At 67.5% G+C, this 13,087-nt stretch carries 16 protein-coding genes; 8 read left to right on the top strand and 8 right to left on the bottom strand.

The window, feature by feature from the left end:
* Window positions 1-14 precede the first annotated feature (14 nt).
* Window positions 15-581: an ArsR/SmtB family transcription factor gene (locus ABD210_RS14840; RefSeq protein ID WP_344111895.1), complete on the top strand. Its 567-nt coding sequence runs from the start codon at window positions 15-17 to the stop codon at window positions 579-581.
* Entirely contained in the window at window positions 574-1,404 is an 831-nt protein-coding gene (locus ABD210_RS14835) for an SRPBCC family protein (RefSeq protein WP_344111894.1), read from the top strand. The genes ABD210_RS14840 and ABD210_RS14835 overlap by 8 nt, the downstream gene beginning before the upstream one ends.
* An 18-nt stretch (window positions 1,405-1,422) precedes the next feature.
* Here the strand turns inward: ABD210_RS14835 and ABD210_RS14830 are convergent, their stop codons facing one another.
* Window positions 1,423-2,322, bottom strand: a complete 900-nt coding sequence (locus ABD210_RS14830; protein ID WP_344111893.1) for a LysR family transcriptional regulator — start codon at window positions 2,320-2,322, stop codon at window positions 1,423-1,425.
* 82 nt (window positions 2,323-2,404) lie between these two features.
* On the opposite strand from ABD210_RS14830, the gene ABD210_RS14825 reads away from it, so the two are divergent.
* Both ABD210_RS14825 and ABD210_RS14820 read left to right on the top strand, forming a co-directional pair.
* On the top strand, window positions 2,405-3,640 hold the full coding sequence (locus ABD210_RS14825) for an MFS transporter (protein WP_344111892.1): 1,236 nt from the start codon (window positions 2,405-2,407) through the stop codon (window positions 3,638-3,640).
* A gap of 187 nt (window positions 3,641-3,827) precedes the next feature.
* Complete coding sequence (locus ABD210_RS14820; protein WP_344111891.1) at window positions 3,828-4,541, top strand: dienelactone hydrolase family protein; 714 nt, start codon at window positions 3,828-3,830, stop codon at window positions 4,539-4,541.
* Here the strand turns inward: ABD210_RS14820 and ABD210_RS14815 are convergent.
* Window positions 4,538-5,476, bottom strand: a complete 939-nt coding sequence (locus ABD210_RS14815; RefSeq protein ID WP_344111890.1) for an AraC family transcriptional regulator — start codon at window positions 5,474-5,476, stop codon at window positions 4,538-4,540. The two genes, ABD210_RS14820 and ABD210_RS14815, sit on opposite strands and share 4 nt — an antisense overlap.
* Window positions 5,477-5,569: 93 nt before the next feature.
* Here ABD210_RS14815 and ABD210_RS14810 point away from each other — a divergent pair, with 93 nt between their 5' ends.
* Window positions 5,570-6,415, top strand: coding sequence for an NAD(P)H-binding protein (locus ABD210_RS14810; protein WP_344111889.1), 846 nt, complete (start codon window positions 5,570-5,572; stop codon window positions 6,413-6,415).
* Between the two features lie 143 nt (window positions 6,416-6,558).
* On the opposite strand, the gene ABD210_RS14805 is transcribed toward ABD210_RS14810, so the two are convergent.
* Together ABD210_RS14805 and ABD210_RS14800 are read right to left on the bottom strand one after the other, a co-directional pair.
* Window positions 6,559-7,371 (bottom strand): ABC transporter permease, encoded by an 813-nt coding sequence (locus tag ABD210_RS14805; RefSeq protein ID WP_344111888.1) that lies wholly within the window; start codon window positions 7,369-7,371, stop codon window positions 6,559-6,561.
* The gene (locus ABD210_RS14800) at window positions 7,368-8,354 is read right to left on the bottom strand and encodes an ATP-binding cassette domain-containing protein (RefSeq protein ID WP_344111887.1); all 987 of its coding nucleotides are present in this window, start codon (window positions 8,352-8,354) and stop codon (window positions 7,368-7,370) included. The genes ABD210_RS14805 and ABD210_RS14800 overlap by 4 nt, the downstream gene beginning before the upstream one ends.
* Window positions 8,355-8,444: 90 nt before the next feature.
* On the opposite strand from ABD210_RS14800, the gene ABD210_RS14795 reads away from it, so the two are divergent.
* Together ABD210_RS14795 and ABD210_RS14790 are read left to right on the top strand one after the other, a co-directional pair.
* On the top strand, window positions 8,445-9,416 hold the full coding sequence (locus ABD210_RS14795; RefSeq protein WP_344111885.1) for a helix-turn-helix transcriptional regulator: 972 nt from the start codon (window positions 8,445-8,447) through the stop codon (window positions 9,414-9,416).
* Window positions 9,417-9,528: 112 nt separating this feature from the next.
* The gene (locus ABD210_RS14790; protein ID WP_344111884.1) at window positions 9,529-9,792 is read left to right on the top strand and encodes a VOC family protein; all 264 of its coding nucleotides are present in this window, start codon (window positions 9,529-9,531) and stop codon (window positions 9,790-9,792) included.
* 66 nt (window positions 9,793-9,858) lie between these two features.
* Here the strand turns inward: ABD210_RS14790 and ABD210_RS14785 are convergent, their stop codons facing one another.
* From ABD210_RS14785 to ABD210_RS14775, 3 genes are all read right to left on the bottom strand, one after another.
* Window positions 9,859-10,881 (bottom strand): phosphatidylinositol-specific phospholipase C domain-containing protein, encoded by a 1,023-nt coding sequence (locus ABD210_RS14785; RefSeq protein WP_344111883.1) that lies wholly within the window; start codon window positions 10,879-10,881, stop codon window positions 9,859-9,861.
* 117 nt (window positions 10,882-10,998) lie between these two features.
* The gene (locus ABD210_RS14780) at window positions 10,999-11,760 is read right to left on the bottom strand and encodes a phytanoyl-CoA dioxygenase family protein (RefSeq protein WP_344112062.1); all 762 of its coding nucleotides are present in this window, start codon (window positions 11,758-11,760) and stop codon (window positions 10,999-11,001) included.
* Window positions 11,681-12,178, bottom strand: coding sequence for an alpha/beta fold hydrolase (locus ABD210_RS14775; RefSeq protein WP_344111882.1), 498 nt, complete (start codon window positions 12,176-12,178; stop codon window positions 11,681-11,683). Before ABD210_RS14775 ends, ABD210_RS14780 begins: the two co-directional genes overlap by 80 nt.
* Between ABD210_RS14775 and ABD210_RS14770 the strand changes: the two genes are divergently transcribed.
* The gene (locus ABD210_RS14770) at window positions 12,083-12,346 is read left to right on the top strand and encodes a hypothetical protein (protein ID WP_344112070.1); all 264 of its coding nucleotides are present in this window, start codon (window positions 12,083-12,085) and stop codon (window positions 12,344-12,346) included. The genes ABD210_RS14775 and ABD210_RS14770 overlap by 96 nt on opposite strands.
* 44 nt (window positions 12,347-12,390) lie before the next feature.
* On the opposite strand, the gene ABD210_RS14765 is transcribed toward ABD210_RS14770, so the two are convergent.
* The gene (locus tag ABD210_RS14765; protein WP_344111881.1) at window positions 12,391-13,077 is read right to left on the bottom strand and encodes a 2OG-Fe(II) oxygenase; all 687 of its coding nucleotides are present in this window, start codon (window positions 13,075-13,077) and stop codon (window positions 12,391-12,393) included.
* Between the last annotated feature and the right edge of the window lie 10 nt (window positions 13,078-13,087).

The raw sequence follows: 13,087 nt of genomic DNA, 5'->3' as shown, positions 1-13,087 counted from the left end.
ACAAACTCTTTTTTGTGATCAGAGACGTGATGCACCTGGAGCAGCTCGAGCAGGCCGAGGCCCTGTTCAAGCCGCAACGCATCGAGGTACTGCGCAGACTGGCCGATCCGCACACCTGTGGCGAGGTGGCCGAGCAGCTCGGGCAGACCCCGCAGCGCGTCTACTACCACGTCAAGCGCCTTGTCGAGGCCGGCCTGGTGACCCTGGTGGAGGAGCGCAAGGTGCGCGGCGTCCATGAGGGCATCTACCAGGCGACGGCCCGTTCGTACTGGTTGTCGCCCCGGCTCGTCGGCCGGATCGGCGGCCTCCGCAAGGCCCAGGACGAGCTGAGCCTCGGCTACCTGCTGGACCTGATGGAAGAGGTCCAGACCGACATCGCCGCGCTGGACCGGGCAGCTCCGGAGCTGCCGTCCATCGGGGTGTCCGGTGAGATCCGGGTCCCACCGGACCGGCGTCGGGAGTTCTTCCAAGACCTGCAGACCACGCTGCAGGACCTGTTCTCGCGCTACGGCGGCTCCGAGGGCGACGCCTTCAAGCTGGCCGTGGCCTGCTACCCCAAGGGAGAAGAAGACCATGAGTGAACCGTTGATCCTCCAGGCCCGGGCCCAAGCCGGCATCAAGGAGGTCCGTCAGGCACTGACCGAACCGGCCGTGTTGAACCAATGGCTCGGGGAGTACGCGACCGTCGAACTGCCGGAGCGCTTCGAGTTCTGGGGCAGGTGCGTGCCGGAAGGCGACGCGCCGCACCAGCGTGTGCTGCACTTCGACGACAACACCCTGCGCATCGCCTGGCTGCTGGATGGCCAGGAGACCACCACCGAGTTCGCCCTCATCGAGGAAGATGACGACTCCACGGTGGTCAAGCTGACCCAGAGCCACTTCGACTTCGCGGAGGCGATCAGTGGCAGCAGCATCCGCGGCGTACTGCAGACCTTCTGGTCACTCGCCCTGGCGAACCTGGTGGATCATCTCGAGGGTCGCGAGCTGACCCACCGGCCGGACTTCACTTCCTCGGACTTCCGTGGCGAGGTCCTGATCGACGCGCCCGCCGCGCAGATCTACGAGTCGCTCACCGACTCGGACAAGGCCAGCGCCTGGTTCGGCTTCCCGATCGGCATCGAGCCGTACGCCGGGGGGCGGTTCGCGATGGGCGGGTTCGACGCCGGCCCGGCCGCGAAGGTGGTTGAGGTCGTCGAGGGCAACAAGATGTCGGTCGACTGGGGACCAGCCGGGATCAGCACCTGGGAGCTGGCCGAGTCCGAGGGCAAGACCCGGCTCACCTTCGTGATGAGCGGCTTCGACACCGACAACCCGCCGTACGCCGCGTGGCTTGGCTGGCTCAGCGGCCTGTCGCAGCTTCGGCGCTACAACGAGCAGTCCGACTGGCAGCCGATCTGGGCCTGACTGCCAGCCAGCTCTGGCCTAGTAGGTACCACCGGGATGGATGAAGTCGGCCATCAGATCGAGCAGGGCGGTCACCGCTCTGCTCGGTCGGTTGCCGCTCGGGGTGATCGCTGACAGCGTCCAAGTCAGGTCGGCGTCAGTGAGCCGCAGCCGGCTCACCCCCCGCAGATCCTCCACATCTAGCTGCGGTACTACGGCAACGCCCAACCCCGCGCGCACGTAGTCCGGCACGGTGGAAAGGTCCGGGACCTCCACCTGGACCCGCCGCGGCTGGCCCGCGTTGTCGAAGGCTCGGTCCACCATGGTTCGGTTGCCGAAGCCGGGCAACATGTCCACGAACCGTTCGCCGGCCAGGTCCTCCAGCTTGATACCCGCGCTCGACGCGAGCCGATGGTTCGAGGGAAGGAGCACGACGAACGGAACGGCGGCCAGTTCGTGTGTCTCCAGGCCCGGCAAGTCCGGCCTGCCCAGACCCACTAGCGCCAAGTCCAACCGCCCGTGCCGGACATCGTCCGCCAGACCGCTCGACCCAGTCGGCGAGGTCGTCACATGGACGTCGACCAACGGGTAGCGCTGGTAGAAGGCGCCGAGGAGTTCGGCGAGATCCACCAACCCGAGCCGGCTCATGGTGCCGATCCGGATGCTGCCGCGCAGTCCGGCAGATGCCTCCTCGACCACGGACCGAGCCCGGTCCAGTGCCTCCAACGCGGCCTTCGCCTCGGGCAACAAGGCCTCACCGGCCGGGGACAACGCCACCCGTCGGGTCGACCGGTCGAACAAGGTCGTCTTCAGATCCGTCTCCAGAGCACGGATGGCGGCCGAGACGGTCGACTGCACGGTGAAGAGTCGCTGAGCGGCGCGGGTGAAGCTGAGTTCCTCAGCCACCGCCACGAAGTACTCCAACTGTCTCGAGTCCATGAGCGCAATTATCGCCCACCTCGATAAGAGAGTGCGAGAAGATTCGTTGGACTCGATAGATGTTCCGAGCGAACCTGAAGACATGACAACTCTCACCGGACCCCGCGCGCTCGACCAGGCCGGCACTCGTGTGCGGATCGCCCACGGCACCGGCTTCTGGATGATCGCCGCCGCGTTCCTGATCACCATGGCGTTCTCGACGGTTCCGACGCCGCTCTACGCGATCTACCAGCGTCGCGACGGTTTCCCGGCCTTCATGATCACGGTCATCTTCGCCACCTACGCCGTCGGCGTGATGGTCAGCCTCTACCTCGCGGGACACGTCAGCGACTGGCTCGGCCGGCGCCGGGTCGCTCTGCTCGCCGTCCTGGCCGAGGCGGTGGCCGCAGTGATCTTCCTGCTCTGGCAGGCCGTGCCAGGTCTGCTGGTGGCGCGGTTCATCTCGGGCATCGGCGTCGGCATCCTCACCGCGACCGCGACGGCTCACCTGTCCGAGTTGCGCCAGATTGCTCGGCCCCAGGAGGACCGGAGCCGATCGGCGCTGATCTCGTCGATGGTGAACCTCGGCGGGCTGGCGTTCGGCCCGCTGGTCGGAGGAATCCTCGCGCAGTACGTGTCGGCCCCGCTGGACCGGCCGTACGAGGTGTTCCTGGTGTTGCTGCTGCTCAGCGCGGTGGGAATCACGCTCGTTCCGGAGACGGTGGAGCGCCTTGAGGTGCGTCCGGCGTACCGGCCACAGCGGGTGGCGCTGCCCAGCGGCGCGAGGCCGCTGTTCTTCGCGAGCGCTGCGGGCGCCTTCGCGGCCTTCGGGATCTTCGGACTGTTCACCTCGCTCGCGCCGACCTTCTTGGCCGGAACTCTGCACCAGACATCCCGACTGCTCGCCGGGGCGGTGACGTTCGCGGTCTTCGTCGCCGGCGCGCTCAGCCAGGTGGTGTTCGTGCGCTTGACCCGGCGGCACCAGTTGCGGCTCGGCCTGGTGTTGATGTCGGTCGGCCTCGTCGGTATCGCCGTCGGAGGACTGATTCCCAGTCTCTGGCTGTTCGTGCTCGGTGGAGTTGTGGCGGGCGCAGGAGCCGGCCTGGTCTTCCGTGGCGCCGTGGCCACTGCCGCGTCCTTGGCTGATGAGGGCTCCCGGGGTGAGGTTCTCGCAGCGCTCTTCCTGATCACCTACGTGGGCCTGGCGGTGCCGGTGCTCGCCATCGGAGTCGGGGTCGCGCTGCTGCCGGCCCAGCTCGCCCTGCTGATCTTCTCCGCCCTCATCTTCGTCTTGGTCAGCCTCGCCGGCCGCCGCATGCTGGCCGCCCACCGCCCCTGAACCCCACCGCTCCTGAATCCATCGGACCTGAATCCATCGGACCTGAATCCATCGGACCTGGACCCCACCGGACGGGTCCGGAGCGGACCGCCAACACTCATCAAGTCCCCTGCGCATCGGGCGCTGAGCGTAGTGCGCCGCCCCAGGGCGAGGTTGATGAGTGTTGGCGGTCCGCTAGCGTGCTGTCATGGGTGAAATCGAGGCGGCGAGTGTTCGGGTCGGGGAGTTGCAGGCCTATCTGGCACGTCCCGAGGGGGTGCGGGGCGGGCCCGGGATGTTGCTGCTGCCGATGATCACGGGGATCGGCGAGCAGATTCGCGATTGGGCGGACGAACTCGCCGGGCGGGGGATCACCGCGCTGACCTGGGATCCGTTCAAGGGGCGTAGTACGGACAACGCGTCGCGGGAAGAACTGTCGGGGCTGCTGAGCAAGATGGACGACGACACCGCGCTCGCTGAGCAGACGATGTTGCTCGACCACCTGCTGGGCGAGCTCGGCTGCAGCAAGGCGGGCACGATCGGCTGGTGCCTCGGTGGTCGCTTCGCCTTGTTGCTGTCGGCAAGGGATCACCGGCTGGCGAACGTGGTCGCGTTCCACCCGACGGTGCCGTCGAAGCTACCGCCGCACCACTTCTACGACGCGATCGGCGAGGCCGGCGGCATCACGGCGCCGGTGATGGTGCTCTACCCGGGCGCCGACGCCGCAGTACCCGTTGCCGATTTCGAGGCGCTACAGACAGTGCTGCAGGCGCGCGCCACCGGGGCCACGATCACGCACTTCTACCCGGGCGTGGATCACGGCTTCTCCGACCGCTCCCGCCACGGCAAGGAGCTCAACGCCGAAGCGTTCAAGCTCGCCTGGCCTCAGGCGCTCGCCTTCATCGACACCACGACGGCCTAGGCGGCGACCGCGCGGCGGTGAGCAGTCGGACTCGTGCCGCGGAGTCGCTTGAAGGCGACTGACAGGGCGAAGGCATTGGCGTAGCCGACGCGACGCGCGATCGCCTCCACGGTGTCGGTCGTCTCCCGCAGCAGGTCCGCGGCCAGCGCGATCCGCCAGCCGGTGAGGTACGCCATCGGCGCCTCTCCCACCAGCCCGCTGAACCGTCGCGCCAGGCTGGCGCGGGAGACGCCGGTGCGATCCGCCAGCTCCACCACGCTCCACGGGTACGCCGGGTCCTCGTGCAGCAGGCGCAACGCCAGGCCCACGACCGGGTCACTCTGCGCCCGGTACCAGCCTGGCGCATGTGACTCGGGCCGCGCGAACCAGCCTCGCAAGGTGGTGATCAGCGCCAGGTCGAGCCATCTGTCGAGCACGCTCTGCTGACCCGGTTCGTCTCGCTGGATCTCGCCGAGCACCATCGCCATCACGTGTCCGGCGAGGTCGGCGGCCGGAACCACCAGCACCGACGGCAGCGCCGAGAGGAGCCGACGGCTGACGTCGCCCTCCAGCTGATAGGTGCCGCTGACAACCATCGCCGCGCCTTCGACGCGACCGCCATAGGTCCGTACGCCGAGCCGCGCACTGTAGTCGATGGGTGCCCCTGGCAACGGTTCGCAGACGCCGCCCGGGTGGATGCGTAGTTGTGGTTCGGTGCCGGGCGCATCGGCCACGACGTACGGTTCGGGGCCGTTGAAGATCGCGACGTCGCCCTCTTCCATCCGGAGCGGCTCGATGCCGGCGCGCGTCACCCAGGCGGAACCGCGCACGAGCGTCGCGAGTGCCAACTGGGCCTGATCGCGGATGTCCAGCGCCCAGGGCGGATCCATGATGGTCAGGTTGAACACGCCGCCGCGTGCACGGGTGCCGGCGAGCAGGTCATCGAGCACGTCCATGTGTCGCACCTTACTCCCTCCCTGAGACTCTCAGACATCGAATTGCGCGAGACAACCATGGTTTGTCTCATCCGATCGCGATGAACTTGAGCCATGACAACGACACCGATCCTCATCCTGAGTGGCAAGGGCAAGACCGGCCGACGGGTGGTCGAGCAACTCACCGCCCGCCGAGTCCCGGTCCGGCTGGCCTCGCGATCGAGCGAGCAGCGATTCGACTGGTACGACGACACCACGTGGTCCGCCGCGATCGACGGGATCGATACGGCGTACCTGGCACCGCCGGTCGGGCCGACGGGTCTCGCCCGGGCCGGGCAGTTCATCAAGCGCGCGGCGGAGGAAGGCCTTCGCCGGGTCGTCCTGCTGTCCGGCCGCGGCGTCGGCAGCCCGGGCCGCGATTTCGCGGTCTACCAGAGCAGCCTCGAGCTCGAGTGCGCGGTCAAGGACAGCGGTGCCGACTGGACGATCGTCAGGCCCGCTTGGTTCGCCCAAGGCTTCAGCGAAGACTTCATGTACGACCATGTGATGGCCGGCGAGATCCGACTCTCGGCGGGCGACGGCGGTGAGGCGTGGATCGATGTCGACGATGTCGGCGATGTGATGACTGCCGCGCTGCTCGACGAGAAGCACACCGGCGAGACGTACTCGCTGTCCGGGCCACGCATCCTCACGATGTCCGACGTCGCCACCGAGCTCTCCGCCGCAAGCCGGCGACCGATCGAGTACGTCGACCTCACGCCGGAGCAGCACGTCAACGAACTGGTCGAGTACGGCGTGCCGCTGGAGGACGCGGAGTCCGTCAGAGACCTCTTCGCGGTGATCCGCAATCACCGCTCCGAGTACGTCTCCGAAGGCGTCCGGCAAGTGCTCGGCCGGGCACCCCGGGATTTCAGCGACTGGGCGCGAACCACCGCGCAAACAGGCGTTTGGTCCGCATGAGCCGCTAGGCCCGGGCCTAGCAATGTCCTTGGGGCCGATACGAGACGTGTCGGACGGCTGAGCTAGGCGCGGCACCGAACCTGCCCCCAAGGAACCTGCCTCCACCGGGCCGCAGCGGCCGGGTGGAGGCAGGCAGGCAGGATTCAGTTTGCCGATCGCAGCATCGACCTGATGCCGACGGTGAGTCCGAGAGCCGCGGTGATCAGCGCAGCGACCCAGCCCCACAAGGCGGCCGAAGATGTCACGTCGCCGCCGAACAGCGTCCGCTCGGCGTCGACCAGATACGACATGGGATTGAACTTCGACGCCACCTGCATCCAGCCCGGCCCGTTCTCCAGCGGCAGCAGCATCCCCGACAGGATCATCAGCGGGAACAGGAAGGTCTGCTGCACCACCCAGAACATCCAGTCCTGCTTGCGCACCGCGATCGCCAGCGCATAGCTGAACGAACCCAGCCCGATCCCGAACACGGCTAGCAACGCCAACCCCACGATCGCCCCATCCAGGTGCAGCTCGAACCCGAACGGCACCATCACCGCGATCACGATCACAGCCTGACCGAACAGCGGGACCATCTCCTTCAGCGCTCGCCCGATCAGCAGTGACGACCGGCTCAGCGGGGTCACCATCATCCGTTCGTGAGCGCCGGTCTGGAACTCGAACAGCAGGTTCGCCCCGGTCGTCGAGGTCCCGAACAGCGTCGTCATCACCAGGATCGCCGGCACGAACCATTGCCAGACCCCGCCGTTGAGCGATCCGCCCATCGATGCCGCGAGCAACGGCCCGAACAGCCCCAGGAAGAACAGCGGCTGGATCATTCCGAAGATCAGCGAGAACGGGTCCCGCAGTACGGGCCTCAGCTCCCGCGTCATCACGATGCCGACGTCGCGAAGCAGGCTCCGGCGGACGGGGTCGGTGGTCGGGACTGCGATGGAGGGTGCGATGAGGGTGGTCATGCTGCGGCCTTTCCGTTCGAGCTTGCATTGGACTCGGCCTCGCGCAGGCTGCGGCCGGTGAGGTTGAGGAAGACGTCGTCGAGCGTCGGGCGATGTACCTGAGCGGTCGCGACCGGTACGCCGTTGTGCTGTGCGGCGGTGATCAGTTCAGGCAAGGCCGCAGGGCCATCCGCGACCCGCACGGTGAGGCGGTCGCCGTCTGCTTGGACCTCGCGGGCTCCTGGGAGCTGCTCCGCCAGCCGCTGGAGTGGGCCTTGGTTGCCGGGGGCAACTGTCAGTAGGAGTTGATCACCGGCCAGGTCCGCCTTCAGAGCGTCGGCCGTGTCGTCCGCGATCACCTCGCCGTGATCCACCACGACCACCCGCTCGGCCATCGAGTCCGCCTCGTCCAGGTAGTGCGTCGTCAGCACGATCGTGATCGAGTACTGCTCACGCATCCTGAGGATGTGGTCCCACAGGTTCGCCCGGTTCTGCGGATCGAGCCCGGTCGACGGCTCGTCCAGGAACAACAGCCGCGGCGCGTGCACCAGTCCCATCGCCACATCCAGCCGGCGGCGCTGACCACCTGACAGATCGGAGACCTTGCGCTGCGCCAGCTCCTTCAGCTCGAGCGACTCCAGCAATTCGCCCGTGCGCCGCTTCGCCGCGCGCCGGTCGAGTCCGTAGATCACGCCCTGGCCGTAGAGCTCGTCGGCAACGCGCTGGGAGTGGCCCGCGCCGTTGCCCTGGCCGACATACCCGAGCTGGCGGCGGACCCGCCCCGGCTCGGCGGCCACGTCGTACCCGGCGACCTTCGCGGTGCCCGACGTCGGCGCGATCAGGGTGGTGAGCATCCGCAGCGTGGTGGTTTTGCCGGCGCCGTTCGGGCCGAGGACGGCGACCAGTTCGCCAGGCTCGACATCCAGGCTGATGCCGCGAACCGCGTGGACGGTCTCGGTACGGCTCACCACGAAGTCCTTGGTGAGCTCTCGGGTGCTGATCACGATGTCTCCTTGTGTCGTTAGGGCTGACACTCAGGACACTTCCAGCAGAAGAGGACAGGTTCTGGCCGTTACTCGTGCCAATCTGAAGTCATGTCCGAAACCTCGGCTCGACTGCTTTCGCTGCTGTCCCTGCTCCAGGCGCGCCGCGACTGGCCCGGCGCGCTGCTGGCCGAACGGCTGGAGGTGAGCCCCCGCACGGTCCGCCGCGACGTGGACCGCCTGCGCGACCTCGGCTATCCGGTCCGCGCGACCAAGGGCCCGGACGGCGGCTACCGCCTGGACGCGGGCGCGGAGCTGCCTCCGCTGTTGTTCGACGACGACCAGGCGATCGCGGTCGCCGTCGCCTTGCAGACGGCGACAACCACCGTGACCGGTATCGAGGAAGGCGCCCTGCGCGCGCTCGCCACGGTCCGTCAGGTCATGCCCGCACGGTTGAGGCAGCGCGTCGATGCCCTGCAGGTCACAACGGTCGACAAGTACGCCGATTCGCGCCGGGCGAAGGTGGATTCGGAACATCTGATCGCGATCGGTGCTGCGCTGCGCGCCCGCGAGGTCCTCCGCTTCGACTACGCGTCACCCGGCGCTTCGGAGGACGAGTGGGTGCCGCCACGCCGGGTGGAACCGCATCACCTGGTCACCTGGGGCGGGCGGTGGTACCTGGTCGCGTGGGACCTGGAGCGGAACGACTGGCGGACCTTCCGAGTGGACCGGATGCTGCCGAAGTCCCCGAGTGGCCCCCGGTTCACCCCTCGCGAACTCCCCGCGCCCGACGTCGCGACGTACATCTCGAGTCGTTTCCAGAGCCAGAACCAATGGCCGTGCCGCGGTGAGGCGATCCTGCGAGCGAAGGCTTCCGACATCGCCCGCTGGGCCGGCCGCGACGCGATCGTCGAGGAGCTCACGCCGACCAGTTGCCGCCTGGTCCTCAGCGCCTGGTCCTGGACCGGGCTGGCGGCCACCTTCGGCATGTTCGAGGCGGACCTCGAATTCACCGGTCCACCCGAACTGAAGGAAGCCGCCACCCAGCTCGCCACCCGCTACAACGCGGCGGCCAGTGCCTAGTTCTTCACGACCAGCTTGTGGTTGCCGACGTCGGCCAGCCATGCACGCCCCGGCTAGGTCTCACGGCTACACCTCAGCGATCGACTGGCCGGACACACCGAGCCTCCTGAGCGTGTACGTCGACGACGTGGACGAGGTGTTCGCCCGCGCGCTCGAAGCCGGTGCGAGCGTGGTCACCGAGCTGACGACCTCCAGGATCGTCGGTGATCGCGGCGGACGCCTCAAAGACCCGGTCGGCAACATCTGGTGGATCCAGACCCACCTCCACGATGTCGACGCCGCCGACCTCCCCGGCCTGTTCGCCGACCCCGCTGAGGCCGCGACAATGCGTCGGCTCCAGGACTCCTTCGCCGCCGAAATGCGCACCCGCCGCTGAAATCCACGCTTGCGTCCGAAGAACCGTGGGGCGGGACCCCCGATTCTTCGGACGCAAGCAGGTAGGTCAGCTGCGGGGCGTGGTGAGGGACGTGATGGCGGGGTTGGTCCAGTCGCTGGAGATGATGGTGGCGCCGCGGGCGGCCAGTTGGTTGAGCTTGTCGGTGGCCTGCTGGACGGTGGGGTTGTGGCCGTCGATCGCCGGTGCGACGTTCTGGGCATCAGCCATCACCAGCAGGTAGTGGCCGTTCTTGTAGAAGTCCGTGCTGCCGGCGACCCAGCCGTTCGCGTCGCCGTCGAAGGTGACGTACCACTGGGCGCGCGAGCCGCCGCGATCGCCGACTCGGGGATCAGTCGCGGAGGCACCGTTGATCGTGGTGAACATGGTCGCCCTGCCGAGGTTGCCCGACGCCTTGAGGCTGGTCAGGTGGTCGGCGTACTCCAGATCCGTGTCGTAATTGTCCAAGGGATTCTGCGCTTCGAACGCACCGGTCTCCGCAAGGATGACGAACTTCCCGCGAAGGCTCTCCCGGCTCGGCCACGCACCACCTCGTACTGCGGCGTCGAGCGTGGCCGCGCTGCCCTTCACGTCAGCCGGGTGCAGGATCGCGCCCGCGCCGAGCGCGTTCGTGAGCAAGGTGTCGAACTGCGCGGGGCCGAACCCGTTGGTCCCGTCGAAACCGTTCTTCAGTTCCAGCTTCAGGATCACCGGAGCATGATCCGGGTTCTGGTCGTGCCAGAGGCGGATGTTGCGCAGGCAGGTCTGGAAGCTCTGGTTGCGCGATCCAGAACGCAGCGCGGCGTACGTCGTGGCGGACGAGCAGTTGTTCGCGTTGCCCGGGTCGTGGCCGGCCCAGTAGGCACGCGAGCCGAGGAAGTTCTGCCAGACGTCGAGTTCGAGCATCGACGCACCCGACTGGAGCGCGTCGACCAACCAGGGAAAGGTTGCCTGGACGTACGCGTTGTGGACACCGACACCGGTGATCCCGGCGATCGAATTGTCGGCCGTGGTCGCGGCCTGGGCGGTTGAGGTGGGAAGGATGGCTGCGGCGGCGAGCGCCAGCAGGGCAGCAAAGGACGAACGCTTCACGGCATGACTCCTCAAGGGGCGGTTTGGGAGTGGCTGATTCACATCGTGAACTAAGTCACCGCAGCAGCGTCGTCGCCGATGGCGTGTCGGAGGCGAACCCGTTCCGAACGGCAGAAGTCAGGAGGAGTACAGAACGGGGTTCAGTGGCGACGAAACCCGGTCGCCTGCCGCGTTGCCCGGCATCCAGTTCTTCAGGTCGGCTTCTTGGTTGGTGTTCACCGGTGGCGCGATCTCCATCTCCGCGTCCACATAGATCACCGTCATCACCCGCCGAGGCACGTCGGTGTTGTTGGGCGCCGCATGATGGAACGTCCAGCCGAGGTGATAGCTGACCTCACCCAGATCGAACGGCTCGGAGATCTCGGCGAACGACTGTGCCGCCAGGGCTTCCTGCAGTACGCGCTCCGACTCGTCGCTGATCGGCAGGTCCCGCCCGTGCTCGAACGTATGACTCCCGGACGCGAAGGCAAGCGGGCCCATCTCCATCGGCGTCTCCTGCAGAGGGATCCACACGGTCACGCAGCGATCTGTGGCGAACGGCCAGTAGTACTGGTCCGCGTGCCACGGGGTCACGCCGCCGCCGGACTCCTTGTAAAGCGCCTGGTCGTGATACAGCCGGACGGACCGTACGCCGAGTAGCTGCGCCGCGATCCGTGCGAGTCGTGGCGACGACACGAACTCCAGCACCGGTTCGCTGTGCTGCCACAGGTTCGTCACCTGCAGGAACGCCTTGCCGTAGGTGTCGCGCTCCTCCAACGGCAGCTGCTGCGTGTTCAGCTCGATCACCTTGCCGGTGATCTCAGGCTCGTACGCCGCGATCGTCTCGGGGCTGAGCACGTTCTTCAGTTTCACGAACCCGTGCTCGGCGAAGTGGGCGATAGCGGCCCGATCGAGGGCGTAGTCGGTCTCGAGCTCTGAGCTGGTAAGCGTCATCCCACCAGGGTCCCGGCGGCATCCAACGTTGTAAAGGCGGGCGGTCGACGTTTCCGGTCGTAGCCGAAGAATCAGGCCACAGGTGTTCGCGGAGTTGCTCGATGTCCGCGATGAGGTGCCAGGTGGTGTTGGTGTCGAGGTCGACCTCCGGCTCGGCCGCGTCCGGAGTACTGCGGCCGCAGTTGCGCTGGTCGAACAGCACGACCTTGTACTTCGCTGGGTCGAACCGGCGGCGCCAGAACGGACCGGCTCCTGAGCCTGGTCCGCCGTGCAGCACGACCGCGGGTTTGCCGTCGGGTTTGCCGCAGAGGGTGGCCTCGTCACTCTCGAGCCCGGCGAAAACGCGAGACAGCGGATCGTGCATCTGACCGACAAGACCCTCCCGACCATCGAGGCTGAGTGGCGGGCGACCACCGCCGCGCTGGCGGAACTGGATGCGGAGCTCACGGCACCCCTCGGCCAGATCCTGGGGGAGATAGTTGCCGCAGTCACCCGCAAGCCCTTCCGTGAACGGATCGCCGACCACACCTGAGTCGCCGGCTCCACGCCGTAGATCCTCGGGCAGACAACGGAGGTTCAGGCGGCGTCGTGGAACACCAGGCCGAGGGTGTGGCGAAGACCTGAGCGGACTGTGCTCACGCCGTGCCGGACCGGCGAGGCGGACCAGCCGCGTGACGACTTCACCGGGCGATCCCTTGTCGTGAAGATCAACCCGCGACCTTGCGGCAAGGAGGTCACCGTGCCGCGGGACTGCGCACGCGGCCGCTGCTCGACCAGCAGGAACTCCCCGCCGACATGATCCACGCCCGGCCGGTCCAGCCCGATCACCACCTGCAACGGGAACACCAGGTCGCCGTACAGGTCGCGATGCAGCGCGTTCCAGTCACCCGCCTGGTATCTGAGCAGGATCGGCGTCGGTCGCGTCTGCCCCGCCCGGTGGCAGTCGTCGAGCCAGTCGGTGAGCGTGTCCGGCCAGGGCGCGGGCCGGCCGAGCCGCGTCGCCCACTCGCGCGCGATCGGCAGCAGGTGCGGATAGAGCGACTCCCTCAGCTCGGCGACCACGTCCGGGAGTGGGTGGTCGAAGTACCGGTACTGACCCGAGCCGAACCGGTAGCGCTCCATGTCGATGGTCGCCCGGAACCGTTCTGCCTCGCCGTACAGGCTTGAGATCTCAGCGCACTGCGCGGGGGTGAGCAGGGGAGGAGTCAGCGCGCATCCGAGCGAGTCGAGTTCCGCCGTCAGGTGGGTCCAGTCGAAATCCATACCTGTGGAA

Source organism: Kribbella alba, assembly GCF_039529635.1.
GTDB classification, from domain to species: Bacteria; Actinomycetota; Actinomycetes; order Propionibacteriales; family Kribbellaceae; genus Kribbella; species Kribbella alba.
This window is presented reverse-complemented; position numbering and strand designations above follow the sequence as displayed.

Bases quoted from the DNA above. Each gene is read 5' to 3' on its own strand.
- ABD210_RS14835 (WP_344111894.1), top strand. From the start codon at position 574: ATGAGTGAACCGTTGATCCTCCAGGCCCGGGCCCAAGCCGGCATCAAG.
- ABD210_RS14830 (WP_344111893.1), bottom strand. From the start codon at position 2,322: ATGGACTCGAGACAGTTGGAGTACTTCGTGGCGGTGGCTGAGGAACTC.
- ABD210_RS14825 (WP_344111892.1), top strand. From the start codon at position 2,405: ATGACAACTCTCACCGGACCCCGCGCGCTCGACCAGGCCGGCACTCGT.
- ABD210_RS14820 (WP_344111891.1), top strand. From the start codon at position 3,828: ATGGGTGAAATCGAGGCGGCGAGTGTTCGGGTCGGGGAGTTGCAGGCC.
- ABD210_RS14815 (WP_344111890.1), bottom strand. From the start codon at position 5,476: ATGGACGTGCTCGATGACCTGCTCGCCGGCACCCGTGCACGCGGCGGC.
- ABD210_RS14810 (WP_344111889.1), top strand. From the start codon at position 5,570: ATGACAACGACACCGATCCTCATCCTGAGTGGCAAGGGCAAGACCGGC.
- ABD210_RS14805 (WP_344111888.1), bottom strand. From the start codon at position 7,371: ATGACCACCCTCATCGCACCCTCCATCGCAGTCCCGACCACCGACCCC.
- ABD210_RS14795 (WP_344111885.1), top strand. From the start codon at position 8,445: ATGTCCGAAACCTCGGCTCGACTGCTTTCGCTGCTGTCCCTGCTCCAG.
- ABD210_RS14775 (WP_344111882.1), bottom strand. From the start codon at position 12,178: ATGCACGATCCGCTGTCTCGCGTTTTCGCCGGGCTCGAGAGTGACGAG.
- ABD210_RS14765 (WP_344111881.1), bottom strand. From the start codon at position 13,077: ATGGATTTCGACTGGACCCACCTGACGGCGGAACTCGACTCGCTCGGA.